This is a genomic window from Streptomyces sp. NPDC001513 (assembly GCF_042894695.1).
Taxonomy (GTDB): domain Bacteria; phylum Actinomycetota; class Actinomycetes; order Streptomycetales; family Streptomycetaceae; genus Streptomyces.
On record NZ_JBIAVU010000006.1, the window covers coordinates 141,413 to 166,913 of the forward strand.

The 25,501-nt window shown below is 73.2% G+C and carries 27 protein-coding genes; 11 read left to right on the forward strand and 16 right to left on the reverse strand.

Translation table 11 applies throughout. The features are described 5' to 3' along the window. Positions 1-22 precede the first annotated feature (22 nt). The 5 genes from ACFYZ4_RS15245 to ACFYZ4_RS15265 form a co-directional block, all read right to left on the reverse strand. Positions 23-337, reverse strand: coding sequence for a hypothetical protein (locus tag ACFYZ4_RS15245; RefSeq protein ID WP_351292258.1), 315 nt, complete (start codon positions 335-337; stop codon positions 23-25). Next, positions 334-663: a hypothetical protein gene (locus ACFYZ4_RS15250; RefSeq protein ID WP_351292260.1), complete on the reverse strand. Its 330-nt coding sequence runs from the start codon at positions 661-663 to the stop codon at positions 334-336. Before ACFYZ4_RS15250 ends, ACFYZ4_RS15245 begins: the two co-directional genes overlap by 4 nt. Beyond that, entirely contained in the window at positions 660-2,048 is a 1,389-nt protein-coding gene (locus tag ACFYZ4_RS15255; protein ID WP_390784096.1) for a hypothetical protein, read from the reverse strand. The genes ACFYZ4_RS15250 and ACFYZ4_RS15255 overlap by 4 nt, the downstream gene beginning before the upstream one ends. Beyond that, positions 2,045-2,485: a hypothetical protein gene (locus ACFYZ4_RS15260; protein WP_390784097.1), complete on the reverse strand. Its 441-nt coding sequence runs from the start codon at positions 2,483-2,485 to the stop codon at positions 2,045-2,047. Before ACFYZ4_RS15260 ends, ACFYZ4_RS15255 begins: the two co-directional genes overlap by 4 nt. Before the next feature lie 69 nt (positions 2,486-2,554). After that, positions 2,555-2,965, reverse strand: coding sequence for a contact-dependent growth inhibition system immunity protein (locus ACFYZ4_RS15265; protein WP_390784098.1), 411 nt, complete (start codon positions 2,963-2,965; stop codon positions 2,555-2,557). 446 nt (positions 2,966-3,411) lie between these two features. On the opposite strand from ACFYZ4_RS15265, the gene ACFYZ4_RS15270 reads away from it, so the two are divergent. Further along, positions 3,412-4,254: a helix-turn-helix domain-containing protein gene (locus tag ACFYZ4_RS15270; RefSeq protein WP_390784099.1), complete on the forward strand. Its 843-nt coding sequence runs from the start codon at positions 3,412-3,414 to the stop codon at positions 4,252-4,254. A 23-nt stretch (positions 4,255-4,277) separates the two neighbouring features. Here the strand turns inward: ACFYZ4_RS15270 and ACFYZ4_RS15275 are convergent, their stop codons facing one another. Further along, entirely contained in the window at positions 4,278-4,706 is a 429-nt protein-coding gene (locus ACFYZ4_RS15275; RefSeq protein ID WP_351292268.1) for a MarR family transcriptional regulator, read from the reverse strand. 134 nt (positions 4,707-4,840) lie between these two features. On the opposite strand from ACFYZ4_RS15275, the gene ACFYZ4_RS15280 reads away from it, so the two are divergent. From ACFYZ4_RS15280 to ACFYZ4_RS15290, 3 genes are read left to right on the forward strand one after another with little or no spacing between them, the layout of a single operon-like run. Then, positions 4,841-5,731, forward strand: coding sequence for an MBL fold metallo-hydrolase (locus tag ACFYZ4_RS15280; RefSeq protein WP_351292270.1), 891 nt, complete (start codon positions 4,841-4,843; stop codon positions 5,729-5,731). Between the two features lie 59 nt (positions 5,732-5,790). Further along, positions 5,791-6,138, forward strand: coding sequence for a GntR family transcriptional regulator (locus ACFYZ4_RS15285; protein WP_390784100.1), 348 nt, complete (start codon positions 5,791-5,793; stop codon positions 6,136-6,138). Next, positions 6,135-7,127, forward strand: coding sequence for a DUF1648 domain-containing protein (locus tag ACFYZ4_RS15290; protein WP_390784101.1), 993 nt, complete (start codon positions 6,135-6,137; stop codon positions 7,125-7,127). The genes ACFYZ4_RS15285 and ACFYZ4_RS15290 overlap by 4 nt, the downstream gene beginning before the upstream one ends. On the opposite strand, the gene ACFYZ4_RS15295 is transcribed toward ACFYZ4_RS15290, so the two are convergent. Further along, entirely contained in the window at positions 7,124-8,098 is a 975-nt protein-coding gene (locus ACFYZ4_RS15295; RefSeq protein WP_351292276.1) for an AraC family transcriptional regulator, read from the reverse strand. The two genes, ACFYZ4_RS15290 and ACFYZ4_RS15295, sit on opposite strands and share 4 nt — an antisense overlap. A 90-nt stretch (positions 8,099-8,188) precedes the next feature. On the opposite strand from ACFYZ4_RS15295, the gene ACFYZ4_RS15300 reads away from it, so the two are divergent. Further along, positions 8,189-9,019: an NAD(P)H-binding protein gene (locus ACFYZ4_RS15300; RefSeq protein WP_390784102.1), complete on the forward strand. Its 831-nt coding sequence runs from the start codon at positions 8,189-8,191 to the stop codon at positions 9,017-9,019. 177 nt (positions 9,020-9,196) lie between these two features. Then, complete coding sequence (locus ACFYZ4_RS15305; RefSeq protein ID WP_390784103.1) at positions 9,197-11,134, forward strand: AMP-dependent synthetase/ligase; 1,938 nt, start codon at positions 9,197-9,199, stop codon at positions 11,132-11,134. Positions 11,135-11,180: 46 nt separating this feature from the next. Here the strand turns inward: ACFYZ4_RS15305 and ACFYZ4_RS15310 are convergent, their stop codons facing one another. The 3 genes from ACFYZ4_RS15310 to ACFYZ4_RS15320 all read right to left on the reverse strand — a co-directional run bounded on the left by ACFYZ4_RS15310 (position 11,181) and on the right by ACFYZ4_RS15320 (position 13,785). Beyond that, positions 11,181-12,350, reverse strand: coding sequence for a lipase family protein (locus ACFYZ4_RS15310; protein ID WP_390784104.1), 1,170 nt, complete (start codon positions 12,348-12,350; stop codon positions 11,181-11,183). Positions 12,351-12,487: 137 nt separating this feature from the next. Beyond that, positions 12,488-12,664 (reverse strand): hypothetical protein, encoded by a 177-nt coding sequence (locus ACFYZ4_RS15315; protein WP_351292284.1) that lies wholly within the window; start codon positions 12,662-12,664, stop codon positions 12,488-12,490. Between the two features lie 110 nt (positions 12,665-12,774). Then, complete coding sequence (locus tag ACFYZ4_RS15320) at positions 12,775-13,785, reverse strand: AraC family transcriptional regulator (RefSeq protein ID WP_351292286.1); 1,011 nt, start codon at positions 13,783-13,785, stop codon at positions 12,775-12,777. A 153-nt stretch (positions 13,786-13,938) separates the two neighbouring features. Between ACFYZ4_RS15320 and ACFYZ4_RS15325 the strand changes: the two genes are divergently transcribed. From ACFYZ4_RS15325 to ACFYZ4_RS15335, 3 genes are all read left to right on the forward strand, one after another. Beyond that, a complete protein-coding gene (locus ACFYZ4_RS15325; protein WP_390784105.1) occupies positions 13,939-15,678 on the forward strand; it encodes an AMP-dependent synthetase/ligase in 1,740 nt (579 codons plus the stop codon). 497 nt (positions 15,679-16,175) lie between these two features. Then, positions 16,176-16,799, forward strand: coding sequence for a histidine phosphatase family protein (locus tag ACFYZ4_RS15330; protein ID WP_390784106.1), 624 nt, complete (start codon positions 16,176-16,178; stop codon positions 16,797-16,799). A gap of 463 nt (positions 16,800-17,262) precedes the next feature. Then, positions 17,263-17,811: a hypothetical protein gene (locus tag ACFYZ4_RS15335; RefSeq protein WP_384341530.1), complete on the forward strand. Its 549-nt coding sequence runs from the start codon at positions 17,263-17,265 to the stop codon at positions 17,809-17,811. Here the strand turns inward: ACFYZ4_RS15335 and ACFYZ4_RS15340 are convergent. Beyond that, positions 17,801-18,847, reverse strand: coding sequence for an FUSC family protein (locus ACFYZ4_RS15340; RefSeq protein WP_390784107.1), 1,047 nt, complete (start codon positions 18,845-18,847; stop codon positions 17,801-17,803). The two genes, ACFYZ4_RS15335 and ACFYZ4_RS15340, sit on opposite strands and share 11 nt — an antisense overlap. A gap of 266 nt (positions 18,848-19,113) precedes the next feature. Between ACFYZ4_RS15340 and ACFYZ4_RS15345 the strand changes: the two genes are divergently transcribed. After that, complete coding sequence (locus ACFYZ4_RS15345) at positions 19,114-20,202, forward strand: hypothetical protein (RefSeq protein WP_390784108.1); 1,089 nt, start codon at positions 19,114-19,116, stop codon at positions 20,200-20,202. A 25-nt stretch (positions 20,203-20,227) separates the two neighbouring features. On the opposite strand, the gene ACFYZ4_RS15350 is transcribed toward ACFYZ4_RS15345, so the two are convergent. Further along, positions 20,228-20,425, reverse strand: a complete 198-nt coding sequence (locus ACFYZ4_RS15350; RefSeq protein ID WP_390784109.1) for a DUF397 domain-containing protein — start codon at positions 20,423-20,425, stop codon at positions 20,228-20,230. Beyond that, on the reverse strand, positions 20,422-21,294 hold the full coding sequence (locus tag ACFYZ4_RS15355) for a Scr1 family TA system antitoxin-like transcriptional regulator (protein WP_390784110.1): 873 nt from the start codon (positions 21,292-21,294) through the stop codon (positions 20,422-20,424). Before ACFYZ4_RS15355 ends, ACFYZ4_RS15350 begins: the two co-directional genes overlap by 4 nt. A 139-nt stretch (positions 21,295-21,433) precedes the next feature. Between ACFYZ4_RS15355 and ACFYZ4_RS15360 the strand changes: the two genes are divergently transcribed. Further along, a complete protein-coding gene (locus ACFYZ4_RS15360; RefSeq protein ID WP_390784225.1) occupies positions 21,434-21,841 on the forward strand; it encodes an ATP-binding protein in 408 nt (135 codons plus the stop codon). Between the two features lie 24 nt (positions 21,842-21,865). Here the strand turns inward: ACFYZ4_RS15360 and ACFYZ4_RS15365 are convergent, their stop codons facing one another. The 3 genes from ACFYZ4_RS15365 to ACFYZ4_RS15375 form a co-directional block, all read right to left on the reverse strand. Further along, positions 21,866-23,071 carry a Kelch repeat-containing protein gene (locus tag ACFYZ4_RS15365; RefSeq protein ID WP_390784111.1) on the reverse strand — a complete coding sequence of 402 codons (1,206 nt, stop codon included), beginning with the start codon at positions 23,069-23,071 and terminating at the stop codon, positions 21,866-21,868. Between the two features lie 91 nt (positions 23,072-23,162). After that, positions 23,163-24,581, reverse strand: a complete 1,419-nt coding sequence (locus ACFYZ4_RS15370; RefSeq protein ID WP_390784112.1) for a Kelch repeat-containing protein — start codon at positions 24,579-24,581, stop codon at positions 23,163-23,165. Positions 24,582-24,734: 153 nt separating this feature from the next. Further along, positions 24,735-25,331, reverse strand: a complete 597-nt coding sequence (locus tag ACFYZ4_RS15375; protein ID WP_390784113.1) for a dihydrofolate reductase family protein — start codon at positions 25,329-25,331, stop codon at positions 24,735-24,737. Positions 25,332-25,501: the final 170 nt, after the last annotated feature.

Genomic DNA, 25,501 nt, shown 5'->3' on the forward strand with positions numbered 1-25,501 from the left:
CCGGACCGGTCGCAGTCCCGGGTCAGACGGTGCGGGCGCGGAAGTACGCCACCGTCGCGAGCAGGAACGGCACGGCGAACCACCACCGGCCCATGGTCCGCCGGAACACGGGGGTGATGGTGAGCAGCAGCCCGAGCAGACACAGCACGACGGAGCAGTCGCCCATGAACCGGGCGTCGTCGCGGATCTGGTCGTACGGCGACTCGGGCCGCAGGGCCAGGGCGACGTAACACGCGAACGCGGCGGGCACGTACAGCAGCACGAGCGGGACGCCGAGCACCCACTGCAGACAGCCCCGGTCCTCGGGCAGGTCGATGTTCTCGCGGGGGAGCCTCACGACAGCGTCACCATCCGGATCCAGGCGATCGCCCCGAGGACGACCGGCGGGGCGAGCCACCACGGGCCCAGCATCCGGCGGACGGGCGGGACGAGGGTGAGGAGGAAGCCGGTCAGGCTGAGGCCGAGGGCGAGGAGACAGACCGCCGTCGTCCCCGCGTACCCCTGGTCGTCCCACTCGGCCGCCGGCCCGTAGCGCACCGCCGTGTAGACGAAGAAGGCGTCGAGGACGTTGACGAGGGCGAGCGGGACCCCGACCACCCACTTGAGCGGGCCCTGGTCCTGGTCTTCGGGCAGGTCGACGCCCGCGCGTCGCGGGTGCGTCATCGCATCGCTTCCTTCACCTGGCCGAGTCCGTCGGTGAAATCATCGCCGTAGTTCTGGGCCTTCTGCGACTCCCAGTACGGGCCGCCGTTGTAGCGGGCGGCGATCTCGCGCATCTGGGCCCCGGTCAACTGGTCGGCCGGTACGTCCGCGTACGCGGTCTCCGCCTTGATCTGTGCCAGGTGGCCGGCGGCGATGAACGCGTTCTGCCGGTGGTCCTGGAGGGACTCCTCCACCAGGGCGCGCTGGGCCTCCGTGAGGTGGGCGGGGTCGTAGCCGAGGACCTCGGCACCGCGCCGCAGCTGGATGGCGATCGGCCCGAAGGAGGTCTGGTCGGGCACGCCGCCGAGCCGGTGGGGGAGGTTCTCGGGCGTGATCGGGCTCAGCGGGAAGTCGGCCGCGTGCCGCAGGTGGTCGGTGATGTCGTCGGCGTAGCCGGGCTGCCCGGAGATCTCGTTCCAGGCGATGCCCGCGAGCAGTTCCTCGGGCAGTCCCGCGTGCTCGGCGGCGGCCCGCAGGACCTCCTTGTTGCGGGCGATCCACCGGGCCTTCTCCGCGTCGCTCTCCGGCGGGTTCCAGTACATGTCCTCGCCCTGCGGCAGCCCGGCGACGCGCGTCCGGATGTCCTTGAGCTCCGGCGACATGTACGCGTCCCCGACCGTCCCGTGCACCTCCCGCTTCGGGCCGCTGCCCGGCAGGTGCGTCAGCGGGTTGCCGCGCGCCTCCTCGCCCTCCCGGCGCAGGTCCGCCATGGCGGCGTACAGGTCGGGCCGTTCGCCGCCGCGGATCCGCAGCTCGGGCATCAGCTCGTACGCCTGCTTCAGCGCGTGGACGCACGCCTCGCGCGCCTCCTGTTCGACCGTCCGGGCCAGGTGGAAGCTGCCGCCCGCGTCGTCGTGGTGCCGGTTCGCCTCGTCGCGGATGTCGTCCACGTCCAGGGTGACCTCGGCCAGGAAGTCGAAGACGCCGGTCGTGGCGCGCATGTCCTCCCACTGGCGCATCGGCTCCGCCTCCTGCGCGACCTTGGTGATGGCGGTGCCCTTGGTGGCGATGAGTGAGGCGAGCGCCCGCTCCGACCGCGTGCCGTTGCCGTAGTGGGACTTGGCGGTGGCGAGGGCCAGGGCGTAGGCGTGCAGGGCGCTCGCCGCCTTGTCGAAGGCCTCGGCCATGTGCGTGACCAGCTCCCGGGCGTCGGTGAGACGCGAGCGGTACGTCTCGCTCCCCTCGCTGTGCCACTGGGTGTGCCGCTCCGCCCGCAGGGCGGGTTCCTCGACCTGTACGAGGAGCTCGCGCAGCCGGCGGAACTCGTCGGCGTTGCGCTCGACGAGGGCGGGGTTGCACTCGTCGAGGAAGCGGACGTCCGCGTGGTGGCTCAGGCCGCCGCTCAACGGTCCTTGTCCTCCGGCTTCACGTACACGCCCGTGTCGACGACCATGCGGAGGAACGAGGCGGCGGTGTCGTCGTCGACGCGGGCGAAGCCGGTGCCGGTGGTCTTCAGGCGGGTGGCCAGGCCGGCGAACAGGGCCACCGCGTCCTTGAACTGGTCGTCGGCGAACCGTGCGAAGCGCAGGGTCTGGGCCGCGACGTCGGGGTGTGCGCGGGGCGCGCGGGCCATCGTGCTCGCGTCACCGTCGGGACGCCCCTCGTGCAGGAGCGCGGCGATCTCGATCAGCAGGTTCGCGTTCCCGTTGATGGACGGCGCCCCGGCCACCAGGCCGCCGGCGGGCGCCGGCTGCTGGAGCCGCAGAGGAACGGGCTGCTCCCGGGCCTGCTCTCCGGCCTGCGCGGCGGCCTTGCACTCGGCCCACTCCACGTCGAACGTCATGACTTCCCCCCACTGTGGTGGTCATGCGCATGTTAAGTCGCCCCACCCCCCTCCCGCCCCCACCACCCCTCACCCCCCAAAGCCTCCCAACCCCTCACCCCTTGCCAGCCAGGGGAGTTCGGCGATGGCATCGGTCGGGAGGTCCTTGACGGCCGCGGTGAGCCGCTCGGCCAGGTCCGGGAAGAGCGCCCAGGCCGAGCCGGGCAGGCCGCAGACCGCGAGCAGCAGGTCGCCCTCGTGGAAGTACGCGTCCAGCAGCGGGTCTTCGAGCAGCAGGGCCACGGCGAGCGGGAGGACGTACGGGAGGGACACCTGCTGGGTGACGAGCGTACGGAGGTCCGAAGGGCTCAGGCCGGACAGCGGGCGGCGGCGCAAGGCGTGGACCTTCGTGACGAGTCCCGTCGCGTCCGGCGGCGCGGGCGGCCACGCGGGGCCGTCGAGTTCGTCGAGCGTGCGGTCCAGGTGGAGGAGGCGTTCCATCGGGCCATTGTTGCCGCGCCCGGTGGGGTGGCAGCCGGGGCGTGGGGAATCGGGATGCGGTGGGGTGGGGAGGGGGGTTTTGCCGGGTCGTGGGGGGCCGGGATGCGGTGGGGTGGGACGCATAAAGAACCAAAGAACCGGGGGAAAGAACCAACCAACCCCACCAAACCCGGACCGTGTCGCTCGGATGGGTGAAACGTGGCAACTGGGCTGGATTTGGAGAGGGTTGGCGGGCATATGCTCGCCCCGACCACCTCAGAAAATGAGACGGCCCCCGGCGGGACGGCAATCCCGGACGAGGGCCTGACCAAGAAGGAAGCTAGACCTTCCCAATGGCTCCACAGCACCTTAGCGCGCCATCGCGCGCAGCGGCCCGTGTTCGACCCGGGACCCCCCGATCCGGTGTCATTCACGTCAACACGCCGCACCGGCGTCACTTCACCGTGGTGGGCAACCACCTCCTCCAGCACGCCGATCTGTCGGCGACGGCGATCGGGGTCGCCGCCTACATCCAGTCGCTGCCCGACGGGGCGCCCGTCGGGATCAAGGCGCTCACGGAGCGGTTCCGCGAGGGGGAGGTCCGGATCGCCTCCGCCCTGCGGGAGTTGGAGCTGCACGGCTACCTGGAGCGGCGGCGCGAGCGGCTGGCGACCGGCCAGGTGGTGACCCGGACGTTCTCGTACAACCGGCCGGGGGGTGTTGCCGATCCTGACCCTCCACCACCTCCGGACGGCCCCCCGTCTTCCGATGACCCGCCGCCTCCGGACGGCCCCCCGTCTTCCGACGGCCCGCCGCCTCCGGATGACCCGCCGCCACCGCCTCCTCCGCCGCCACCGCCTCCGTCGGTTCCTGAGCCCTTGCCGGGGCCGGGGCCGGAGCCGGTTCGGGCGGCGCGGGTGCGGGCGTTCGAGGCTCTGCCCGTGCCGCGGGCGCTGCACCCCGGTGCGGCCGATCTGCTCGCCGGGCTGCGGCGTCACGATCCGCGGCTCCTGCTGGCCGAACGCGACGTACGGCGGCTCGTGCCGGGGGTGTCGGCCTGGCTGGAGCGCGGGGTCGACCCCGCGGCGGTCGTACAGGCGCTGTCAGGGGGCCTGCCCGAGCGCATGCGCGACCCCGCGTCCGTGCTCGCGTACCGGCTCGCCGAACTGATCCCGCCGCACCTGCCGCCCGCCCCGGTGGTCCGGCGCCCCAGACGGCCGGATCCCCTCCAGAACTGCGACGGCTGTGATCGCGCCTTCCGGGCCCCGGCCCCGGGCCGTTGCCGCGCGTGCCCGCCGGCCGCCGCCTAGAGGAATGAGTCCACGACCGTCATCTAGGGGGAGGTGACGGCCTGCTCCAGGAGGGCGTGCAGGACGCGCTGGTCTTCGGGGGTGAGGCCGGAGAGCGGGGAGTCCACGGCGAGGAGGGCGAGGAGACGGTCGCGCAGTGCGGTGCCCTCGGCGGTGAGGACGAGGTGCTTGGCGCGGCGGTCGGTGGGGTGCGGGTGGCGCTCCACCAGGAGCTGCTTCTCCAGCTTGTCGACGACGAAGGTCGTGTTGGACGGCTCGCAGCTCATGCGTTCGGCGAGCTCCCGCATGGTCATCGGCCCGCTCATCTCCCGCAGCGCGGTCGCCTGGGGTGCGGTGAGGCCGAGGGTGGCGGCGCGCTCCCGTACGTGCTCGGCGATCCGCTGGGCCAGTCCGTTCACCAGCCCGCACAGCTGGCGCTCGGCGATGACCTGCTGCTCGGGGGACGTCGTCATGCCACCACCCTAGCAAGTCCGTCAAGACTGAATATTTCCAGCTTGAATGATTCGAGCTTGATGCTTATGGTGACGTCGTCGCCGCGGGGAACGAACGCCGCGGCGCCCTGATGGCGACTCACGGAAGAGGATTCATGGCCGAGTTGACGGTGGAAGAGGGTCAAGGCGTGCGGCTGCGGCGGCCGGCGGGCGTTCGCTCGATACGGCTCGGCGACACGAAGGTGTCGTACGTGCCGGACGGCGATGTGCGGCTCCGGCCGCTGAGCGTGCTCCCCGGCACCACCGAAGAGGTGTGGGCCGCGCACCCGGAGTACCTGGACGCCGCGGGTCACCTCGTCGGCAGCGTCGGCGCACTGCTCGTGGAGCACGGCGACCGCGCGCTGCTGATCGACGCGGGCTTCGGCCCGCAGGCGCACGAGGCTCCGGACGGCCCCATCAGCGCGATCCACGGAGGCGGGCTCGCCGACGGCCTGGCCGCACTCGGCCGGCGCCCCGAGGACATCGAGGCGGTGGCCTTCACCCACCTCCACGCCGACCACCTCGGCTGGGCCTGCCACCCCGCCCCCGGCGGCGACCAGCCGGTGTTCGCCCACGCCGACTACCTGATCTCCGAGCCGGAGTGGGACCGGCGCGACCTGCTGGCGGACCAGGGCATGGGCGAGCAGGTCGCGGCCCTCGCACCGCGGGTGCGCACCGTCGCGGACGGGGAGGAGATCTTCCCCGGCGTGCGCGTGCGGATCGCCCCCGGCCACACCGTCGGGCACGCCGAGTACGTCATCACCGGCGGCGGGCGGCGGCTGATCGCCTTCGGCGACGCCGTGCACTCGCCGATCCAGATCGACCACCCCGACTGGTCCTCGGCCTTCGACCACGACCAGGCCCGGACCGCCGACCACCGCCACCGCCTCGTCGCCGAGCTGGCGGAGCCCGGCACGATCGGCTTCGGCGTCCACTTCGCCGATGTCGTGTTCGGCCGCGTCCAGCGGGACGGGGAGGGCCCGGCCTGGCGCCCCCTGGATGCCTGACCCGTGGATGCCTGACCACTGGATTCGATGACGAGTATGGTGCTGGCTTCATTAGCACCATGTTGCTGAAGCTGAACATCGCGGACGACCGGCCACTGCACGAGCAGGTGGCCGGGGCCGTGCGGCGGGCCGTCGCCGAGGGGGAATGCGCCCCGGGGGACCGGCTGCCGCCCGCGCGGGATCTCGCGCAGGCGCTCGGGGTCAACGCGAACACCGTCCTGCGCGGGCTGCGCGCCCTGCGCGACGAAGGGGTGCTGGAGTTCCGGCGGGGGCGCGGGGTGACCGTGGCCGACGGGGCCGATGGGCGCTCCGCGCTGCTGGAGCGCGTACGCGAGCTGGTGGCCGACGGGGCGCGCCTGGGCTACGGCAAGGAGGATCTCGTCGAAATGATCGAGGGGGCGCCGTGAGCGGGGCAGGCAAGGTCAAAGGCAAGGGTGAGGGCAAGGCCAGGGCCTTGGGGCTGGCCGGTTGGGTGGTCGGGGTCGTGGCGGTGCTGGCGGCGCTGCCCCTGTCGGCGAGCGGGCGGCTGCCGGACCGGATGGCCACCCACTGGGGCGGTGGTGTCGGTGATTCCGGCGCGCCCGACGGCTCGATGTCGTTCGGGCAGGCGCTGTCCTTCCCGCTGGCGATCTGGTCCGTACTGGTCCTGGGGGCCGTCGTGTTCACCGTGACCCGGGCCCGGGCCGCGACCGTACTGCTGCCCGGCGGTGTGTTCCTGGCCGGCGCGCAGGCCTCGGTCGTGCGGGCCAACCTGGACCACGAGGACTGGCGGCAGGCCGATCCGCTGGACGGCCGGGTGCTGGCTGCGGTGCTCGCCGTGGCGGTCCTGGCGGCCTTCGCCGGAGCGATGATCGACCGTCGGGGGCCGGTGGTGGCCGTGAGTCCGGCCGCCGATGGTCCCGTCATGGACATCCCCGCAGGTGAGCGGCTCGTATGGCTCGCGCGGACGTCGAACCCGTGGCTCCTGCTGACCGCCGCCGTCCTCGGAGCCGTCGCGGCCGTCGCCGCGGTCGCCGGGGCGGGCGGGCTGCTCGCGCCGGCGTGGCAGCTCGTCGCACCGTTGGGCATCGCCTCCCTCGCGGTCCTCGCCTGCTCCTCCGTACGGGCACGCGTCACCGGGCAGGGGCTGGAGGTCGGCTTCGGGCCGCTCGGATGGCCCGTACGGCGCTGGGCCGCCACGGACATCGAATCGGCCCGCGCCGAGCACCGGATGCCCTCCCAGGTCGGCGGCTGGGGCTACCGGCTCAGCGGGCTCGGCACGACGGTGATGCTGCGCGCCGGGGAATGCCTGGTCGTCCGCTCCCGCGGCAAGGACTTCGCGGTGAGCGTCGACGACGCCGCCCGGGGCGCGGCCCTCCTCAACTCCCTGGCCGGCGCCACCCGTTCGACGTCCTAGGAGGCGCTACGGACCGTGCCGGCGGCCGCGCGGTGGTGGCTCGGGCGGGTGCCGTACACCCGCTGGAAGGCCACGCTCAGCCCGAAGGCGCTGCGGTAGCCGACCTGCCGGGCGATCGACTCCACCGTGGCCTCGGTACGCACCAGCAGGTCGGCCGCCAGCGCCAGCCGCCAGCCCGTCAGATAGGCCATGGGCGGCTGGCCGACCAGGTCGCCGAAGCGGCGCGCGAACGTCGCCCGCGAGACGCCGGCCTCCCCGGCGAGCTCCGCCACGGTCCACGGCCGCGCGGGCCGGTCGTGGATCACGCGCAGCGCCGGGCCCGCCACGGGGTCGCCGAGCGCCCGGTACCACCCCGGCGGGTCGGCCTCCGGGCAGGTGAACCACTCCCGCAGCGTGGACAGCAGCAACAGGTCCAGCAGCCGGTCCAGAACCGCCTGCTGGCCGGGGTGGTCCCGGCTGATCTCCAGGGCGGTGAGGTCCAGGATCGGGCCGGGCTCGCCGCCGTAGCGGACCACGAGCACCCGGGGGAGCGCGCTCAGCAGCCGCTCCGAGACCCGGCCGCCCACGTGGTAGCTGCCGGTCAGCAGCACGTTCGGGGCGTCGGCGGCCAGGCTGTTCCCGCAGGTGCGCACGCCCAGGACGAGTTCCTCGCCGATCTCCGCGCCGTCGGCCGTCGTGCAGTGGTCGGGGCCGTGCACCACGTACAGCGGAGGGGCCGCCGGGCCGTCGTGGACGGTGTCGGCGATCGTGAACGGCAGGCCCCCCACGACGATGGCCACGTCGCCGCGGTCGAGTGCGACGGGCTCGTCGTCGCCGCCGGGCAGGATCCGGCCCGAGCCGCGCAGCATCGTGACCAGGGTGAGCGGGGTGCGGTCCGCGAACCGGATCGACCACGGCGGGGCCAGGATGGCCCGGCTGAACAGGGCCCCGTCGGACCGCACTTCGTACAGCAGACTCGCCAACGCATCCATACGACACGAGCCTAGGGCCCTGGACGCTCAGACATCGATCTGAGCGGGGAGACCATTCCGCGCCTCACCGGCGGCGGCTTGACTGGCCGCATGACGACGAAACCGATTCTGGTCCTCGGCAGCACAGGCAAGACGGGACGCCGCGTGCTCTCCCGCCTCCGACAGCACGGACACGAGGTCCGGGCGGCCTCCCGGAAGGGGCCGACCCGCTTCGTCTGGAACGACCGGAACACCTGGGAGCCGGCGCTGGAGGGAGCCGGCGCCGCCTATCTGGTCGATTCGCAGCAGAGCGACGCCGCGGCGTCGGTGCGCTCCTTCGCCGAGCTGGCCGTGGCCACCGGTGTGGAGCGGCTGGTGCTGCTCTCGGCCCGCGACTGGCTGGTCCCGGACGGCGAGGAGAAGCTGCCCGCCGAGCGCGCGGTACGGGAGTCCGGTGCGCAGTGGACGATCCTGAAGCCGACCTGGTTCGCCCAGAACTTCAGCGAGGACCCCTTCTACCGGGGGCAGTTGCTCGACGGCGAGTTCGTGATGTCGACGGGGGACGGCGTCGAGCCGTTCGTCGACGCCGAGGACATCGCCGACGTCGCCGTGGCCGCCCTCACCGAGGACGGGCACGGCGGGCAGGCGTACGAGCTGACCGGACCGCGGCTGCTGAGCCTCGGCGACGTGGTCGGCGAGATCGCCCGCGCCACCGGCCGCGACATCGCCTACCGGCCCGTTCCGCCGGAGGAGTACACGGCCTACGCCCTGGGGAAGGGGCTGCCCGAGGACTACGTCGCCCTGCTGAACCTGCTCAACGGCTGGATCGAGGAGCGCCGCTTCGCCACCCTCGCCGACGGCGTTCAGCGCGCCCTCGGCCGCGAGCCCCGCGACTTCGCCGACTACGTCCGCCGCACCGCCGCCACCGGCGTCTGGCACTGACCGACGGGGGGTGTGGCGCCGTCTCCACGCGTGCGGCACAGATCGGTGTCAGTGGCACAGATCGGTGTCAGTGGGGTGGAGCGTCCGTGAAGAAGGGCTCCGGGGGCTGGCCGGACCGGGTGACCGCTCCGTACATTACCCGCGGTAACGCTCGTGCCGAGCCAAGGAGAGTGCGCCATGGGAGCCGAGCTGAAGCCCGTCAGCCCCACCAGTTCCGCCAGTTCCGCCAGTTCCGCCAGTTCCGCCCGTCCCACCCGTCCCGCCAACCCCATCGAACCCGTCAAGACCGTGATCGACGGGGTGGTGCGCGAGGTACGGGTCCCCCCGCTCGTGGGACCGCCGCAGCAGGGATCCCTCGGCGACATCCCCTTCGACAACGCCCACCAGGCCCCCCGCGAAGCGGTCCTCGCCCGCAAGGAGCGCGACGGGTCCTGGCGCGACGTCTCGGCCGCCGAGTTCGCGGCCGAGGTGCTCGCCGTCGCCAAGGGCCTGATCGCCGAGGGGCTGCGCGAGGGCGACCGGCTGGCGATCATGGCCCGCACCACCTACGAGTGGACCCTGCTCGACTTCGCCGGATGGGCCGCCGGGCTGGTCACCGTACCGATCTACCCCACCTCCTCCGCGCTCCAGGCCCGCTGGATCATCCAGGACTCCGGAGCCGTGGCCTGCGCCGTCGAGGACACGACGCAGGCCCGGCTCCTCAGCAACGAGCGGGCCCACCTGCCCTGGCTCGCGCACCTGTGGGAATTCGACACCGGCGCCGTCGCCCGGCTGATCAAGGCCGGGGAGCGCATCCCCGACGCGGTGGTGCACAACCGGCGGGCCGCCCGTACGCCGGACAGCGTCGCCACCCTCATCTACACCTCCGGCACCACCGGGCAGCCCAAGGGATGCGTGATCACCCACGCCAACTTCTTCGCCCAGGTGGACAACGCGGTCGAACTCCTGCACCCCGTCTTCAAGTCCGTCAGCAAGGACCCGGCCTCCACCCTCCTCTTCCTCCCGCTCAGCCACGTCTTCGGGCGGATGGTGGCCATCGGCTGCATGCGGGCCCGCGTCAAGCTCGGACACGCACCCAGCATCAGCACCGAGGACCTCCTCGCCGACCTCGCCGGCTTCCGGCCGACCTTCCTCCTGGCCATCCCGTACGTCCTGGAGAAGGTCTACAACACCGCCCGGGCCACCGCCGAGAGCATGGGCCGGGCCTCCTCCTTCGACCGTGCCTCCCGCATCGCGCAGCGCCTCGGCGAACTGGCGAAGGGCAAGGCCCCCGGGCTCGTGCTGCGCGCCGGCCGCGCCCTGTACGACCCGCTCGTCTACCGGCGGATCCGGACCGCGCTCGGCGGCCGCGTCCGCTACATCCTGAGCGGCGGCTCCCCGCTGGGCACGCGGCTCGCCGCCTTCTACACCGGCGCCGGCGTCGAGGTCTTCGAGGGCTACGGACTGACGGAGACCACCGGAGCGAGCACCGTGACCCCGCCGCAGCACCCCCGGCTCGGCACGGTGGGCTGGCCGCTTCCGGGCACCGCCGTACACATCGCGGACGACGGGGAGGTGCTGCTGGCCGGCGGGCACGTCTTCGCCGGCTACTGGAACAGCGGGCACGCCCTCCCGTACGGGAGCTGGCTGGCCACCGGCGACATCGGGGAGCTCGACGCCGACGGGTACCTCACCATCACCGGCCGCAAGAAGGACCTGATCATCACCTCCGGCGGCAAGAACGTGGCCCCCGCACCGCTGGAGGACTGGCTGCGCGCCCACCCGCTGGTCGGCCAGTGCATGGTGGTCGGCGACAACCGGCCGTACATCACCGCGCTGATCACCCTGGAGCCCGACGGGCTCCAGCACTGGCGCCAGATGCACAAGAAGCAGGGCGTGCCCATGCGCGAGCTGGTGCGGGACGAGACACTGCTGGCGGACCTCCAGCGGGCGGTCGACGAGGCGAACCGGCTCGTGTCGCGGGCCGAGTCGATCCGCCGGTTCGCCGTCCTGCCCGGCGATTTCACCGAGGCGCGCGGCCACCTGACCCCGTCGATGAAACTCAAGCGGGGCGTGGTCGCCCGCGACTACGCGGACCGGATCGAGGAGCTGTACCGGACGCCGCGGAACGCCTAGCGGCGGGCTGGGCGGCTGTGGGTGGGCCCGCCCGGGACGCGCCGGATCAGCAGTCGGGGTGCGTGGTGCGGCCGGCGAAGCGGTCCGCCAGCCAGTTCCCGGCCGCCAGGGAGTGCGTGATCACGCCGCTGACGTGCTCACCGACCCAGACCGTGTCGAATTCGAGGTTCGCGCCCCGGGCGCACCAGTCGGAGCGCAGCCGGCGCCCCACCCCGTACGGGATCAGCTCGTCGCCGAGCGCGTGGTACTGGTACACCGGCGCGGCCGGGGCCGTCCGCCCGAGCCGGCTCTGGTTCAGCCGGGCCCGCCAGTCCGGCTGGGCGAGCGGGTCGCGCGTGGTCAGGTCGGAGATCCGCTTGAAGGAGCCGGCGATCGCGTCGATCGCCACGCAGTGCTCCTTCATCCCGGCGACCAGCAGCCGGCCCGCCGGGTTGAGGTAGGAATCCAGCTTCAGCTCCGGGAAGGCCGCGTCCTGTCCGGCGGCCGCCATGAAGATGAGCCCGGAGCCGTAGGAGCCGTTGTTGAAGGCGGCCACCTCCAGCAGGTCGGCGGGGACACCGCCGGTGGCCGTGCCCTTCACCTGGAGCTCGGGGGCGTACGAGCCCTGCAGCTCGGCGGCCCAGCTGCTGGCCTGCCCGCCCTGGGAGTAGCCCATGATGCCGACCGGGCCGGCCGGCGACAGGCCCGTCCCGGGCAGCCGCTGGGCGGCGCGGGCCGCGTCGAGGACGGCGTGCCCGGCGGAGGGGCCGACCGTGTACGCGTGGACGCCCGGCGTGCCGAGGCCCTCGTAGTCGGTGACGACCACGGCCCAGCCGCGGAGGGTGAGCTGCTGGATGAGGTTGGCCTCCATGGCGGTGCCGTGGGGGAGGTTGTTGCTGGGCGCGCAGGAGTCGCCGAGGCCGACCGTGCCCACGGCGTACGTGATCAGGGGGCGCGGCCCGGTGCGGCCGTCCTGGGGGACGATGACGGTGCCGGAGACGACGTTCGGGGTTCCGTCGGCGGTGGTCGAGCGGTAGTGGATCTTCCAGGCCCTGGTGTTGGTGGGCTGGCCGGGCAGCGGGTGGAAGGCGGACGGGGCGCTGCCGACGACATCGCCGGGGGCGCCGGCCGTGGTGGCCGCGGTGGTGGTTGCTGCGGCCGTGGGGATCGCGGTCGGGACCGCCGAGACGGCCAGTGCGGCGGCCACGGCGGCGAGGGCGGTGCTGCGCGTACGCATGGGGGGCTCCCGGGGGCTCGTTCCGTGCGGGGATCGGTGAGCCGAAGGTAGTGACCGGCCGGTAGGGAGGTCGCTGACCGCGCAGCTCAGCTTTCCTGGCCCGAAAACGCACCCGCCGGGGCGCCCGGGGTACCGGATCAGTCGGCGCGAGCCCTGCCGCCGGCGGGCCGGGACCCGGCGGAGTCGGGCCGCATGGGGATGAGGGTGCCGGTGGAGGGGGCCATGCGGGCGGAACCGATGGCACCGGGGGCCACGCGGATGGCGCCCACGGCGATGGCGGCCTTGAGGAGGGCGAGGCGGTGGATGCTGGTCATGACGGTCTCCTTCAGGCGGTGGGGAACGGGGTCGAGCCCGTACACCCATTGCGCTCCGCCCGCGGCACCCCGTCACGCCACTGGAACTCGGGTCTTGACAGTTCGCGGACCTAGCCGCCCGACGCGATGCGGTAGGCGCCCGGGGTCGTGCCCGTCCAGCGGCGGAAGGCGCGGTGGAAGGCCGTGTCCTCCGAGAAGCCCAGCCGCGCCGCGAGCTCCGCGATCGGCTCCCCGCTCTCCGCCAGCCCCGCGATCGCCGCGTCCCGCCGCACGTGGTCCTTCAGCTGCTGGAACGAGGTCCCCTCCTGCTGGAGCCGGCGCCGCAGCGTCGCCGGGGACACCGCGAGCCGCGCCGCCACCTCACCCAGCGCGGGCAGCCGCGGCGACGTGCGCAGCCGCTGCGTCAGGGTCCGGCGTACCTGCTCCGCGACCGTGGTCCCGTACTCCGGGCGCGACAGCAGGTCGAACGGCGCGCGCCGGAGCATCGCGTCGAGCGCGGGCTCGTCCCGGACGAGCGGTGCGGTCAGCCAGTGCGCGTCGAAGGCGGCGCCCGTACGGTCCGCCCCGAACCGGACCGGGCAGTCGAAGAGGGTCTCGTACTCCTCCTCGTGCGGCGGCGGGGGATAGGCGAAGGCGGCGTACGCCAGCGGGATGCGCCGCCCCACCAGCCAGCTGCTCAGCCGGTGCCAGATCGCGAGCACGCACTCGGTGAGGAACCGGTCCTCGTCCCGGACGAAGTCGTTGCGCACGGTGAACCGGGCCTCGCCGCCCACCACGTCGAGCGCCAGCTCCGGCCCGCCGGGGAACAGCCCGTAGAACGCGGCCGCGCGCTCCGTCGCCGCGCCCAGGTCACGGCAGCCCAGCGAGGCGTGACACATCATCGCGAAGGTGCCGGGACGGCTCGGGACCGCGCTCAGCGCGAGGAACTCGTCCTGCGTGGTCCGGTACAGCGCCCGGAACAGCCGGGCGAACTGCGCGGGCGTGATCCGCGCCCGGTCGTCGCCCAGCAGCAGCGGCGGGATCTGCGCCTCCTGGAGCAGCGGCACGGTGTCGATGCCGCTGCCCCGCGCCCCCGCGAGCAGGGCGCGCACATGGTGCACGGTGATCGTCCGCCTCCCCATGCCTTCGACGGTAGCCCGCCGTGGCGCGGGGCGATACGGACGTGCGCGGACCGGTGAGCGCTCGGGTCAGCAGGGGTGACGCTTCCGGTCATGCCGCGGCGGCCGTCCGGCTGCCTAGCGTCGGGGGTCACCAACTCCCCCGGAGGGCATGCGATGGAAGGTCGGCCGAGCACGCTGGCGGTGTTCACCCAGTGGACCGAGGAGCGGTACGGGCCGGAGACGGCCCTGCGGTTCCGCTCGCCCGACGGCGGGTGGCAGACCCGTACGTACGGGGAACTGGCCGCGGAGGTACGGGCCGTCGGGTGCGCGCTGCTCGGCCTGGGCGTGGCCGCCGGCGAGCGGGTCGCCGTACTGGCGGAGACCCGTCCGCAGTGGACGTACACGCACTTCGGGGTGCTGGCGGCGGGCGCGGTCCTCGTACCGGTGTACCCGACGGCGGGGGAGGAGGAACTCGCCTGGGTCCTGTCGGACTCGGAGGCGGTGGCCGTGGTCTGCGACGACGGGCGGCAGGCGGAACGCGTCGAGGCGCTCCGGGCGAAACTGCCCGCGCTGCGGTCGGTGGTCCTGATGGACGAACTGCCCGCGCCGGAGAGGAGTCCGGAGCGGAGTCCTGACGCTGATCTGGCCCGCCGGGCGGCGGCCGTGACCCCCGGCGCGGACGCGGCGATCGTCTACACCTCGGGCACGACGGGCCTGCCCAAGGGATGCCGCCTCACCCACGGGAACCTGGGCGCCATCCAGGACGCCACCGTCCCCCTCATCAAGGGCGGGCCGGGCGACTCCACGTACCTGTACCTGCCCCTCGCGCACATGCTCGCCCAGCTGATCCAGTACACGACCCTGCTGGAGGGCGGGGAGCTGTGCTACTTCGGCGGCCGGATCGAGGACGTGCTCACGGAGATCGCGGAGGTCGCGCCGACCCATCTCCCGTCCGTCCCCCGGCTGTTCGAGAAGCTGCACTCGGTGGTGCTCTCGCTGGCGGAGTCCCGGGAGGGCGGCCGCGCACGCTTCGAGGAGGCGGTACGGGTGGGCGTACTCGCGGCGGACGGCCGACTGCCACAGGAGCGGCGGGCGGAGTACAAGGCGGCGGAGAAGTCCCTCTACTCCCTGGTCAGGGGCGCCTTCGGCGGCCGGCTGAAGTGGGCGCTCACCGGCGGCGCCCCGATCGCCCCGGCGACCCAGGACTTCCTGCGGGCCTGCGGGATCACCCTCTACGAGGGGTACGGGATGACGGAGTCGGGCGGAGTCATCTCCCTCAACCACCCGGGGGCGGTGCGCCACGGAACGGTCGGCCGCCCGATCGCCGGCTGTGAGGTGCGGATCGCGGAGGACGGGGAGGTGCTGGCACGCGGGGCGATGGTGTTCCCCGGCTACCACGCGAACGCCGCCGCGACGGCGCAGGCGCTGGACGGGGACGGCTGGCTGCACACCGGCGACCTGGGGGAACTGGACGCCGACGGCTACCTCCGCATCACGGGCCGCAAGAAGGAGCTGATCATCACCTCCGCAGGGAAGAACCTCACCCCGACGGAGGTCGAGTTCGCCGTCCAGCGCTCGCGCTACGTCTCCCGCGCGGTCCTGATCGGCGACCGCCGGCCCTACCCGGTCGCCCTGATCACCCTGGACGCGGAGGAGATCACGGCCTGGGCGGCGCGCGAGGGCCTCGACCCGGGCCCCACCCCGGCCACGCACCCGGCGGTCCACGCCCTGATCGAAGCCGCGGTGGCCGAAGCCAACGCCACCCTCTCCCGCCCGGCCCGCATCCGCGCCTTCCACATCCTCCCGGAGGACTTCACGACCGCCGCGGGCACCCTGACCCCCACCCTGAAACTCCGCCGCACGGCAGTGACGACCCGCTACGCGCACGTGATCGCGGGGCTGTACGGGGAGTGAGGGGGGCTTCGGGGGGGCTTCGGGGGGGCTTCGGGTTGGCCGGGATCAGAGAGGCGCGGGTGGGGTTTCCCGTCAGTCTCATCGTCCTTCCGTGGCGGGCCGGCCCCTCAAGGGCGCTCCTTCGTCGCGTCGCTACGCGATGGCCTGCGGCCACCCTTGACCGACCGACCCGCCACGAAAACCCGAAGACAGCCGAGAAACCCCAAAAGAACGAGCCGGGCCATCGGACCAGCCACGGCCCCATCACCGATCTCTGGGCAGGGGTCCCGGGTACGCACCAGATCGCTACGCGCCCCCGCTCGTCTCAGCGTCTACCAGCCGTCCTGGGCCGGACATAAGCCGCCATCGATCGCTACGCGCTTCGGTAGGACGGCGACTGCGGGCCGCCTGGGGGCGCTGACGCGAGTGCAGTTCGGCGGGGGAGGGGAACCGGCAGGGGAAGGGGCCGCGTCCAGTGATGCGACGCAAGATCGATGGCGGATGCGGGGGAGTTCGGGATGACGGGCATGGCTACGCGGTACCTCTATCTCGTCCGGCACGGTGAGGCGTTGCCGGACGAGAGCGGGCTGACGGCGGACGGTCGCCGGCAGGCCACCCTGCTCGGCCGACGCCTCCGGGACGTCCCCCTCGCGGCGGTGCATCACGGCCCGTTGCCCCGGGCCGAGCAGACGGCACGACTGATCGGCGAGCAGCTGAAGGACGTGCCTGTGCACTGTGCGGAGGCTGCCGGGGATTACGTCCCGTACGTGCCGCACAGGGACGAGCTCCCGGCGGAATCCGCCGACTTCTTTCTGCGCTTTCTCGAAGGTGCCTCCGACGAGGAGCGGGAGCGGGGACCTGGGCTGGTCCGTGAGGCGATGGAACGGTTCACCGGTCCGGTGGAGGGTGAAGAGGACCGTCACGAGCTGGTCGTCACCCACAACTTCCTCGTCGCCTGGCTCGTCCGCGACGCCATGCACGCTCCGAAGTGGCGCTGGCTCGGCCTCAACCACGCCAATGCCGCCCTGACGGTCATCCGGTACGCGCCCGATCGCCCCGCCTCCGTCCTCTTCTCCAACGACATGCGGCACCTCCCCGCCGAACTCCGCTGGACCGGCTTCCCACCCGAGCTCCACCTCTGACCCAAGACGGCCGGCAGTCGCCGAGACGTGCGGAGCGCGTAGCGATCGATGGCGGCTTATGTCCAGCTCAGGACGGCCGGTAGACGCTGAGACGTGGGGAGCGCGTAGCGATTTGGGGCGCACCGGGACCCTTGCCCGGAGGCCACCGACGTGGCCGTCCCTGGTGCGATCGCCCGGCCCGTTCTTTTGGGGTTTCTCGGCTGTCTTCGGGTTTTCGTGGCGGGTCGGTCGGTCAAGGGTGGCCGCAGGCCATCGCGTAGCGACGCGACGAAGGAGCGCCCTTGAGGGGCCGGCCCGACGCGGAAGGACGATGAGACTGACGGGAAACCCCACCCGCGCTTCTCTGATCCCGCCCAGCCGGGGCCTTGCCCCCGAAGCCCCCGCCCCCGCCCCCGCCCCCCCAACCCCCGCGTTACGCGCCGTCCCTCGCGGGTATCGGGCCAGGGGAGAGGGAGGGGGCGTTGTGCGTGTTGCCGTGCGGAGGTTGGGGCAGGGGGCGGCCGGGGTCGGGGTGGTCGTGACGCTCGCGGTGGCCGGGTGGCTGGTGTGGCTGCTGCCCGGGCCGCAGATGGCCGCCGTGCTCGGCTTCGGGCCCGTGGACGGGGTCGTCTCGGTCCACAAGTGCTACGAGGCCACCGACGCGGAGGGCTACGCGACCGGCACCGACTGCACGGGTTGGTACACCCCCCGGCGGTCCGGGGAAGAGGGGCGCGAGATCGTGCTGGACACGGCCGACGAGAAGTATCGGTTCGGCACCGACGTGGAGGTCAGGACGGCCCGCGGCAAGGCCTACGAGCTCTCCGGCAGCGCCGTGTTCAACTTCGGCACCGCCACCGGCCTGCTCCTCGTGCCGTTCCTGACCCTGGCGGCCTGGCTGTTCTCCTGCGCCCGCCACGGCAGGGTCGAGGACGGCGAGGTCTACTTCCTCGCGGGCATGGTCGGCCTGTTCGCCGCCATGGTGGTGGGTGCCGTGGCCGGCATGCTGGTCGGCATCGCCACCTTCATCCTCTGACGGTCCCCGCCAGGTCGTCGAGCATCCGCTGGAACGGCCTGCGCAGGACCACGGCCACGGGGCTGGAGTCGGCGTGCGCGTACGCGGCGAGTGCGCCCCGGGCCGCGGTCAGGCCGGGCACGATGTCCCGGCAGGCCAGAGCGTCCCCGATGGCCTCGGCAGTGGCGGCGGCGAGCGCCGGTACGTGGTCGCGGGCGCGGGTGACGTCGGCGGCGAGGTCGTCCCGGCCGGCGAACGCGGCGACCTCCCTGGCCAGCGTCGACAGCTGCGCGGTGAGCTGCTCGGCGGTGGCGATGGCGCGCGCCAGTTCCCGTACGGCCTCCCGATGGCGGCGCCGCAACGGGTTGAAGCGCATGGTGCGTGCGGCTTCGCGCGCCCGCGCCGCGTCGCCGTGGACGGCTTCGTTCTGGGCGGTGACACGGGCGAGGTTGTCGTAGGCCGCCGCGGGCCCGGCCGCGAGGGCCGCGGCGGTGTCGGTGAGCGCCGCGGCCAGGTGCGTACGGCAGTCGGCGGCGAGGGCCGACAGGGTGCGCCGGGGATCGGGCGGCCACAGGAGCGGGGCCAGCAGTACGGTCACCACCGCACCGGCCACCGTCTCCCAGAGCCGGTGCAGTGCATACGAGTCGGGTGAGGTGCTGGCGAAGACCAGCAGCGACGAGGCCGCCACCTGGATGTTCAGCCCACCACCGGCCCGGAGCAGCATCCCGGCCGCCAGCCCCAGGGCCACGACCAGGGCGAGCGTCCCCGTCGAGGGACTCAGCAGGTTGAGGGCCACGATGGCGATCACCACGCCCGCGACGACCCCCAGGACCCGCTGCACCGAGGCCCCCAGGGCCGCGAACGGGTCGCCGCGCAGGGCGACGAGCGGCACGACCGCCGCGAAGACCGGGGGCTGGTCGGCGCCCAGCCACAGGGCGACCTGCCAGGCGGCCACGACGGTGACGAGGATGCGCGCCGCGGCGGGCCCCTCAACGCGCAGGACGTCCCGCGCCCCGGCAGCTCGGGCCCGCAGACCGGCACCGGCGGGGCGGTTCATCCGTACAGCGTGCGGCGGCCGGACGCCCCGCCGCCGCCATTGGGCCGGAGGCGGCATGTCGGGCCCCGCCCCCCACCTCCGGACGACTCCGCCGAAACTGAAGCGTTTCTTCCTGGTTTGGGCGGGGGAGGCAGCGGTGGTCGAGAACCGTTCGCGCGCCGGGGGATCAACAGGGGTGCGCGGGGGCGTTCGACTCCGTGCTGATCATTCCGAGAAGACAGGGGATCTTCTTGTTACCCGTGGTCCTTTCCGCGATGTTGTCCGTGATGGTCGTACCGCCCGCGTCCGGCGCCGGCGCCGGCGCCGCCGCGATATACGAACTGCCACTCCTGGCAGGCCACACCACCAGCTCGGCCCAGGCGATGAACGACACCGGAGACGTCGTCGGACTCTCCCTCGACGCGAACAGGGACGGCCATCTCGTGCGCTGGGGAGCCGACGGCTCCCTCACCCCGCTACAGGCCATCGACGACGGGTCGGGGGGCCAGGCGGTCAAGGTCGTCGACGACGGGACGGTGGCCGGCTTCACCGACGCACCCGACGGCGTACGGCACGCCGCCCGGTGGTCCGCCTCAGGCACCCTCACCCGGCTGCAGGAACCGGCGGGCTACGTCAACGGCGAGGCCCAGGACATCAACAACGCCCACGTCGCCGTCGGACACCTCTCGACGGACACCGCCACCACCCGCCCCGTCCGCTGGGGCGCCGACGGCCGGGCGACCGTACTGCGCCTGCTCCCGCGGGCGGAGGGCGGCGCGGCCACCGCGATCAACGAGCGCGGAGAGATCACCGGTTACGTGTCCCTGCCCGGCGACCAGACCCGCCTCGTACGGTGGGACCCCGCAGGCCGCGTCCACGACCTCGGCTCGCTCGGGGGCGCGTACGCCGACCCGTCCACGATCAACGAGCGCGGCACCGTGATCGGCCGCGCCACCGACGCGAACGGGACGTGGAAGGCCGTCCGCGCCCCGCACGGGAAGAAGATCAAGGCCCTGCCGTCGCAGGACCCGGGCGCGCGGGCGGTGAGCGTCAACAACTCCGACGTGGTCGTCGCGAACGTCAAGGACCGCTCCCTGCGCTGGAGCGGAACCGGCACCACCGTCACCGAACTCGCCCTGCTCCCCGGCACCGGCCACACCTTCGTCCAGGGCATCAACGACGCGGGCACCAGCGTCGGCACCTCCGACGAACGCGCCGTGACGTGGGACGCGCAGGGCAAGGTCACCGCGCTGCCCGCGCCCGCCGGCCTCGACCAGGCCGACCCGGTCGCGATCAACGCGGCCGGAAGCGTCGCGGGCAACATGGCCAGCTCCAGGGCCTGGCCGGTCCAGTGGCGGGCCGTCGTCTGGCGGTAGCCGTCGCCGATCCCGCCTGCCGGACCTACTCCGGCAGGCGGGCCGCGGTGATCCCGTGGAGGAAGGCGGCCCAGCCGGCGGGGGCCACCGAGAGATGGGGGCCGGCCGTCACCTTGGAGTCGCGGACGTGGACGGTGGTGGGGCAGGTGGCGACCTCGACGCACTCGCCGCCCTCGCCGCTGCTGTAGCTGCTCTTGAACCAGGCCAGGTCGGTGGTGTTCATCGGAGTTCTCCCAGCATCTTCTCGATCAGGGCGAGTGACTCGTCGGGGGCGAGTGCCTGTGCCCGGATGATCCCACAGCGCTCGGCCATGATGCGTACCTGATCAGGGTCGGTGATCAGGTGGGGGCGCCTGTACGCCTCGTGGTAGGCGACCTGTTGCCGGCCCTTCGGGTGGAGCAGGGTGAAGGAGCCGTCCATCGCGGCATGCGCGCCCCGCGTGTACGGCAGCACCTGGAGCTCCACCGTCCGCAACCGGCCGATGTGCAGGAAGCGTTGAAGCTGCTCAGCGTGTACATCCGGGCCGCCCACCTGCCGGTCCAGCAGGTTCTGGTCGAGGATGAAGCTGAAGGTGGGGGAGGGCCAGCGCTCGAAGATCTGCTGACGGGCCAGCCGGTCCTGTACGCGCTTCTCGATCGTCGCCTCGTCCAGCAGCGGACGCCGTTGGGTGAAGATCTCGCGTGCGTGACGCTCCGTCTGCAAGAGCCCCGGCACGCCCTGGTGTCCGTACGCGTGGAGGGCCTGCGTGGCGGCCTCCGCCGCCGCATAACTCCGGAACCAGTCCGGATGCCGCGTCCGGGCCCGCTTCAGGGCCTCCTTGACCTCCGGGATCGCCGCCAGCAGGACCCCTCGGGCCTGGAGGATGCGGTCCGCGCGTTCCAGGAGGTCCGGCTGCGGGGTGCGGACGCCGCGTTCGATCGCGCCGATGAGGTCCTCGCCGACGTTCAGGCGGGTGGCGAGTTCCTTCTGGAGGAGGCCGGCCGCCTCGCGCAGGGTTTTGATCTGTTTGCCCAGGGCGCGGAACAGGTGGGCCGTGCCGTCCGCCTCCACCGGGCGCTCGGGACGTTCTTCGCGGTCTGACAGGTCGTTCATCGGTTGAACCGCCCTCATCCGTACGGGCCGTACACGAACAGGCCGACGTCCCTACGGATCACCTTCGTAGCGCCGTCGTCACTGGAAAGCGTAAGGCGCGGTCGCCACGCTCGGTGAGGTGACGACCGAATTGAGTGACATGGCACTGGCCTTCCGGCAGCGGTTCAGTTCGACGCGCCGCGGGGCCCGGCTCGCCCGGCGGCTCGCGCAGGCGCAGCTGGCCTTCTGGGGCGTGCCCTACGGCTGCGCGCTCTCCGACGACGTGGGGCTCGTCGTCGGGGAGCTCGCCGCCAATGCCGTCCTGCACGGGCGGGTGCCGGGACGGGACTTCGAGCTGCGGCTGGGCTACGACGGAGGGCAGCACGTGCGGGTGGCTGTGAGTGACATGCGGGACGACGTACGGCCGCCGGGGGAGCCGCCGGTGGTCGATCCGTGGTCGGCGGAGGGCGGCCGGGGGCTGCTGGTGGTGCAGGCGCTGGCGCGGGAGTGGGGCGTGGCGCCGAGGGGGCCGGGCAAGACCGTCTGGGCGGACCTGACGGGCTCGTGACCCACCTCGGCGCGATGCGGCGACCTACCGCGCGGGAGCGGGGTCGGGGGCCGGGAGGGTGACGGGGCCGTGGCCGGGCTTCGGGTCGGGCCGGTGCTTCGCGTGGGCGCGCTCGATCGCGAAGGCCTCGGCGGTTCCCAGGGCTCCGGGAGGGGGTCCTGCGATGGCGCTCCCCCCGACGGCGTACACGCAGTGGTGCTTTGCGTTCTTGGGGCACGGCGCGGCGGCCGCGCCGAGTGTCGTGCGGCCCGTCGGCAGCGAGGGCAGTGTCACCCAGGTGTTGGTGACCGGGGTGTAGGCCTCCAGCGTGGTCGGGGTCGTCGTGCCGCCCACCACGTAGATGCAGCCGTTGCTGATGCCTTCGGGGCAGGGGGCTGTTGCCGCCGCCGCGCCGATGCGGCCACTTGGGTTGTCGGCGACGGACTGCCATGAGCCGAGCACGGGGTCGTAGGCCTCCACCGCCGGGGTGTTGGGGCTGATGCCGCTGATGGCGTACACGCAGAGGTGCCGGGGGTTCGACTGCCCGGGGCAGGGGGCGGCCGCGCCGGCATGACCGCTTCGGGTGGTCTGCATGACGGGCAGCGTGGCCCACGTGTTGCTGGCCGGGTCGTACTCCTCCACGGTGGCGAGCTCGGTGACGCCGTCGGAGGTGCCGTTCAAGCCGCCGAAGACGTACACGCAGGTGCCCCGCAGCCCCCGGCCCTCGGTGCACGGGGCCGTGGCCGCGGCCGCGGCGTATCGGGGGCCCGACATGGACCGCAGGGTCAGCCAGGTACCGGTCTCCGTGCTGTACGCCTCGGCGGTCGCGAACGAGAGCAAGTCTGCGTCGCCACCCCCGAGGACGTAGACGCAGTCGCCCTCCACCTCGTTGGGGCAGGGGGCTGTCGTCGCTGCGGCAAGGCTGCGGGGGGTCTTCAGCGCGGGGAGTGTGGCCCAGGTGCCGCTGGAGGGGCTGTACGCCTCGAACTTCTCCGGCGCCTGCATGCCGCCGGCCGCGTACACGCAGGTGCCGCGGAGGCCCTCCGGGCAGTCCGCCGCCGCACTGGCCAGACCCGCTCGTGCCGTCGGCAGGTTCGGGACGCTCACCCAGATGCCCTGGGCGGTCGCGGTGGTGGCCGTCAGGGCCAGCAGGGGTGCCAGGGCCGCTACGGCGAGTCGTCGCCAGGCGGGGCGGCGTCCGGTCCGGCCGGGTGGGGAGTCCTGTCGGTCACTTCGCTGAATGCGCCTCATCGGGCACCTCTCGTGGCGGCCCCGGCACGGTCTGCCGCGGCGGGCTCGGGGCCGGCGCCGTGACGGCGCCGGCCCCAGGTGACGGGACGGACTAGCGGGCGTGGCGGGTGCCTTCGGCGTCGTCGGCCGGAACGTCGAGCTCCGGTTCCAGGTCGAGGTCGGAGTCGAGGTCCGGGTCGACACCCGCGTCGGGCGCGGGGTCGGTCTGGGGGTTCTCGGCCGGGGGCTTCGGCGCCGGCTTGGCGTCGGGCTGCGGCTTCACTTCGGGCTTCGGCTCCGGCTTCGGCCAGGGCTTCACGTCGGGCTGCGGCTTCACGTCGGGCTTGGGCAGCGGGGCCGGTGCCGGGTCCGGCCGCGGGCCGTTCGGGGCCGTGGGTGCGGGGGTGGGCTCCGGCCGCGGCTGGGGCCTGCCGCTCTGGCGCTCGATGGCGAAGGCCTCGGTCGTGCCCGAGGCGGTCGGGGGCTCGCCGGCGACCTGGGATCCGATGGCGTACACGCAGTGGTGCTTCGTGTCCTTGGGGCACGGCGCCGCGGCCACACCGTGGTCCAGGTGGCCCGTCGGCGTCGAGGGCAGCGTCACCCAGGCGTTGGTGACCGGGGTGTAGGCCTCGACTGTGTTCGGGGACGTGGTGCCGCCCACCACGTAGATGCAGCCGTTGCTCATGCCGTCGGGGCAGGGGGCCGTTGCCGCCCTCCCGAGGACGCGGGCGGTCGGGATCTCGGCCGCGGGACCCCACTGGTTGTTGACGGGGTTGTAGAAGTCCACCGAGAGCGGGTTGTCGTTGGTCCCGCTGATGGCGTACACGCAGAGGTGCCGCGGGTTCGGGTCCCCGGGGCAGGGTGCGGACGCGCCGGCGTGATTGCTGCGCGGGGTCGGCAGGTTCGCCACGGTGGCCCAGCGGTTGGTGGCCGGGTTGTACGCCTCGGCGGTGCCGGTCGTGCCGGTGTTGCCGCCGTAGACGTACACGCACGTACCGCGCAGGCCTTCGGGGCAGGGGGCCGTGGCCGCCGCCGCGTTGACGTGGTCCTCCAGCAGGGGCGTCAGGGACAGCCAGGCGTTGGTCTCCGTGCTGTACGCCTCGGCGACCCTGGCGGCCCCGGCGGCCGTGCCGGCACCCCCGAGGACGTAGACGCAGTCGCCTCGTACCCCGTTGGGGCAGGGAGCCGTCGTCGCCGCGGCGTCGTAGCGGGGGGTCTTCAGCACCGGCAGCGTGGCCCACGTGCCGCTGGAGGGGCTGTACGCCTGGAACTTCTCCGGAGCCTGGTTGCCTCCGGCGGCGTAGACGCAGGTGCCGCGCAGCCCCTCCGGGCAGTCCGCCGCCGCGCTCGCCAGCCCGTAAGTCGGGGTCGGCAGCGGCGGGACGGTCACCCACACGCCCTGGGCCGTCGCGGTCGTCGCCGACAGGGCCAGCAGGGGGGCCGCGGCCGCGACGGCGAGCCGTCGCCAGCCTCGAAGCGGGGCGCGGCCGGGCGGGGAATCGTCGTGGTCACTTCGTGCAGTGCGCCTCATGGGCACCTCTCGGGGCATGCCTCGGCACGGTCTGCCGCGGCGGGAAGCGGGTCATCTGCGAAGTTACATAGGGTCATATGACGTCGCGCGCCGTGACGGCCATATGCCTCAACGCCTGCCTCAATGCCCGCCGCGGGCCCCCGCCCGCCCGGCCTAACCCCGGGTCACCGGCCGGTAGGTGCACACGTGGACGCCCGCCGGGCTGATGGTGGTGGAGGCCAGTTCGAGGGTGCGCAGCCCGCCGTCGGCCGGGAAGATCGACTTACCGCCGCCGAGGAGCACCGGCATGATCATGAGCCGGAGCTCGTCGACCAGGCCCTCGCCCAGCAGGGTGCGTACGAGGGTGGGGCTGCCCATGACCACCAGGTCGCCGCCGTCGGCCGCCCGCAGCTCGCGGATGCGGGCCACGGCCTCGTCGCCGGCGATGCGCGTGGTGTTGTTCCAGGTCAGCTCGTCCTCGCCCAGGCTCGCGGACACCACGTACTTCGGGATGGCGTTCATCTGGTCGGCGAACGGGTCGCCGGCGCGGTCGGGCCACGCCGCGGCCATCGTCTGCCAGGTGCGACGGCCGAAGAGCAGGGCCTCGGCCTTCGCCATCGCCTCGGCGAAGGCCCCGCCCACCACCTCCGCGTCGAAGAACGGGTGCGACCAGCCGCCGTGGGCGAAGCCGCCGTCGTCGTCCTCGCCCTGGCCGCCGGGGGCCTGCACGACGCCGTCGAGGCTCATGAATTCGGTGATGACGATGCGCATGGGGTCTTCCTCTTCCTTGAGCCTGTCGAGGCGTACGCGGTGGGTGCGTACGGAAGGGAGACTGCCGCGCTCCCCGGAATTCATCGCGCCCCACGCGCTCGTGGCTGAAAACAGATGACAGTGGCTGGTTCTTCGGCGGTGGCCGCCGAGGCCGCCGACACCCGCACCGC

Excerpts from the sequence above, each read along its gene's own strand:
- ACFYZ4_RS15250 (WP_351292260.1), bottom strand. The coding sequence starts at position 663 with ATGACGCACCCGCGACGCGCGGGCGTCGACCTGCCCGAAGACCAGGAC.
- ACFYZ4_RS15260 (WP_390784097.1), bottom strand. The coding sequence starts at position 2,485 with ATGACGTTCGACGTGGAGTGGGCCGAGTGCAAGGCCGCCGCGCAGGCC.
- ACFYZ4_RS15265 (WP_390784098.1), bottom strand. The coding sequence starts at position 2,965 with ATGGAACGCCTCCTCCACCTGGACCGCACGCTCGACGAACTCGACGGC.
- ACFYZ4_RS15275 (WP_351292268.1), bottom strand. The coding sequence starts at position 4,706 with ATGACGACGTCCCCCGAGCAGCAGGTCATCGCCGAGCGCCAGCTGTGC.
- ACFYZ4_RS15280 (WP_351292270.1), top strand. The coding sequence starts at position 4,841 with ATGGCCGAGTTGACGGTGGAAGAGGGTCAAGGCGTGCGGCTGCGGCGG.
- ACFYZ4_RS15285 (WP_390784100.1), top strand. The coding sequence starts at position 5,791 with ATGTTGCTGAAGCTGAACATCGCGGACGACCGGCCACTGCACGAGCAG.
- ACFYZ4_RS15295 (WP_351292276.1), bottom strand. The coding sequence starts at position 8,098 with ATGGATGCGTTGGCGAGTCTGCTGTACGAAGTGCGGTCCGACGGGGCC.
- ACFYZ4_RS15300 (WP_390784102.1), top strand. The coding sequence starts at position 8,189 with ATGACGACGAAACCGATTCTGGTCCTCGGCAGCACAGGCAAGACGGGA.
- ACFYZ4_RS15305 (WP_390784103.1), top strand. The coding sequence starts at position 9,197 with ATGGGAGCCGAGCTGAAGCCCGTCAGCCCCACCAGTTCCGCCAGTTCC.
- ACFYZ4_RS15310 (WP_390784104.1), bottom strand. The coding sequence starts at position 12,350 with ATGCGTACGCGCAGCACCGCCCTCGCCGCCGTGGCCGCCGCACTGGCC.
- ACFYZ4_RS15315 (WP_351292284.1), bottom strand. The coding sequence starts at position 12,664 with ATGACCAGCATCCACCGCCTCGCCCTCCTCAAGGCCGCCATCGCCGTG.
- ACFYZ4_RS15320 (WP_351292286.1), bottom strand. The coding sequence starts at position 13,785 with ATGGGGAGGCGGACGATCACCGTGCACCATGTGCGCGCCCTGCTCGCG.
- ACFYZ4_RS15325 (WP_390784105.1), top strand. The coding sequence starts at position 13,939 with ATGGAAGGTCGGCCGAGCACGCTGGCGGTGTTCACCCAGTGGACCGAG.
- ACFYZ4_RS15330 (WP_390784106.1), top strand. The coding sequence starts at position 16,176 with ATGACGGGCATGGCTACGCGGTACCTCTATCTCGTCCGGCACGGTGAG.
- ACFYZ4_RS15340 (WP_390784107.1), bottom strand. The coding sequence starts at position 18,847 with ATGAACCGCCCCGCCGGTGCCGGTCTGCGGGCCCGAGCTGCCGGGGCG.
- ACFYZ4_RS15345 (WP_390784108.1), top strand. The coding sequence starts at position 19,114 with ATGGTCGTACCGCCCGCGTCCGGCGCCGGCGCCGGCGCCGCCGCGATA.
- ACFYZ4_RS15350 (WP_390784109.1), bottom strand. The coding sequence starts at position 20,425 with ATGAACACCACCGACCTGGCCTGGTTCAAGAGCAGCTACAGCAGCGGC.
- ACFYZ4_RS15355 (WP_390784110.1), bottom strand. The coding sequence starts at position 21,294 with ATGAACGACCTGTCAGACCGCGAAGAACGTCCCGAGCGCCCGGTGGAG.
- ACFYZ4_RS15360 (WP_390784225.1), top strand. The coding sequence starts at position 21,434 with ATGGCACTGGCCTTCCGGCAGCGGTTCAGTTCGACGCGCCGCGGGGCC.
- ACFYZ4_RS15365 (WP_390784111.1), bottom strand. The coding sequence starts at position 23,071 with ATGAGGCGCATTCAGCGAAGTGACCGACAGGACTCCCCACCCGGCCGG.
- ACFYZ4_RS15370 (WP_390784112.1), bottom strand. The coding sequence starts at position 24,581 with ATGAGGCGCACTGCACGAAGTGACCACGACGATTCCCCGCCCGGCCGC.
- ACFYZ4_RS15375 (WP_390784113.1), bottom strand. The coding sequence starts at position 25,331 with ATGCGCATCGTCATCACCGAATTCATGAGCCTCGACGGCGTCGTGCAG.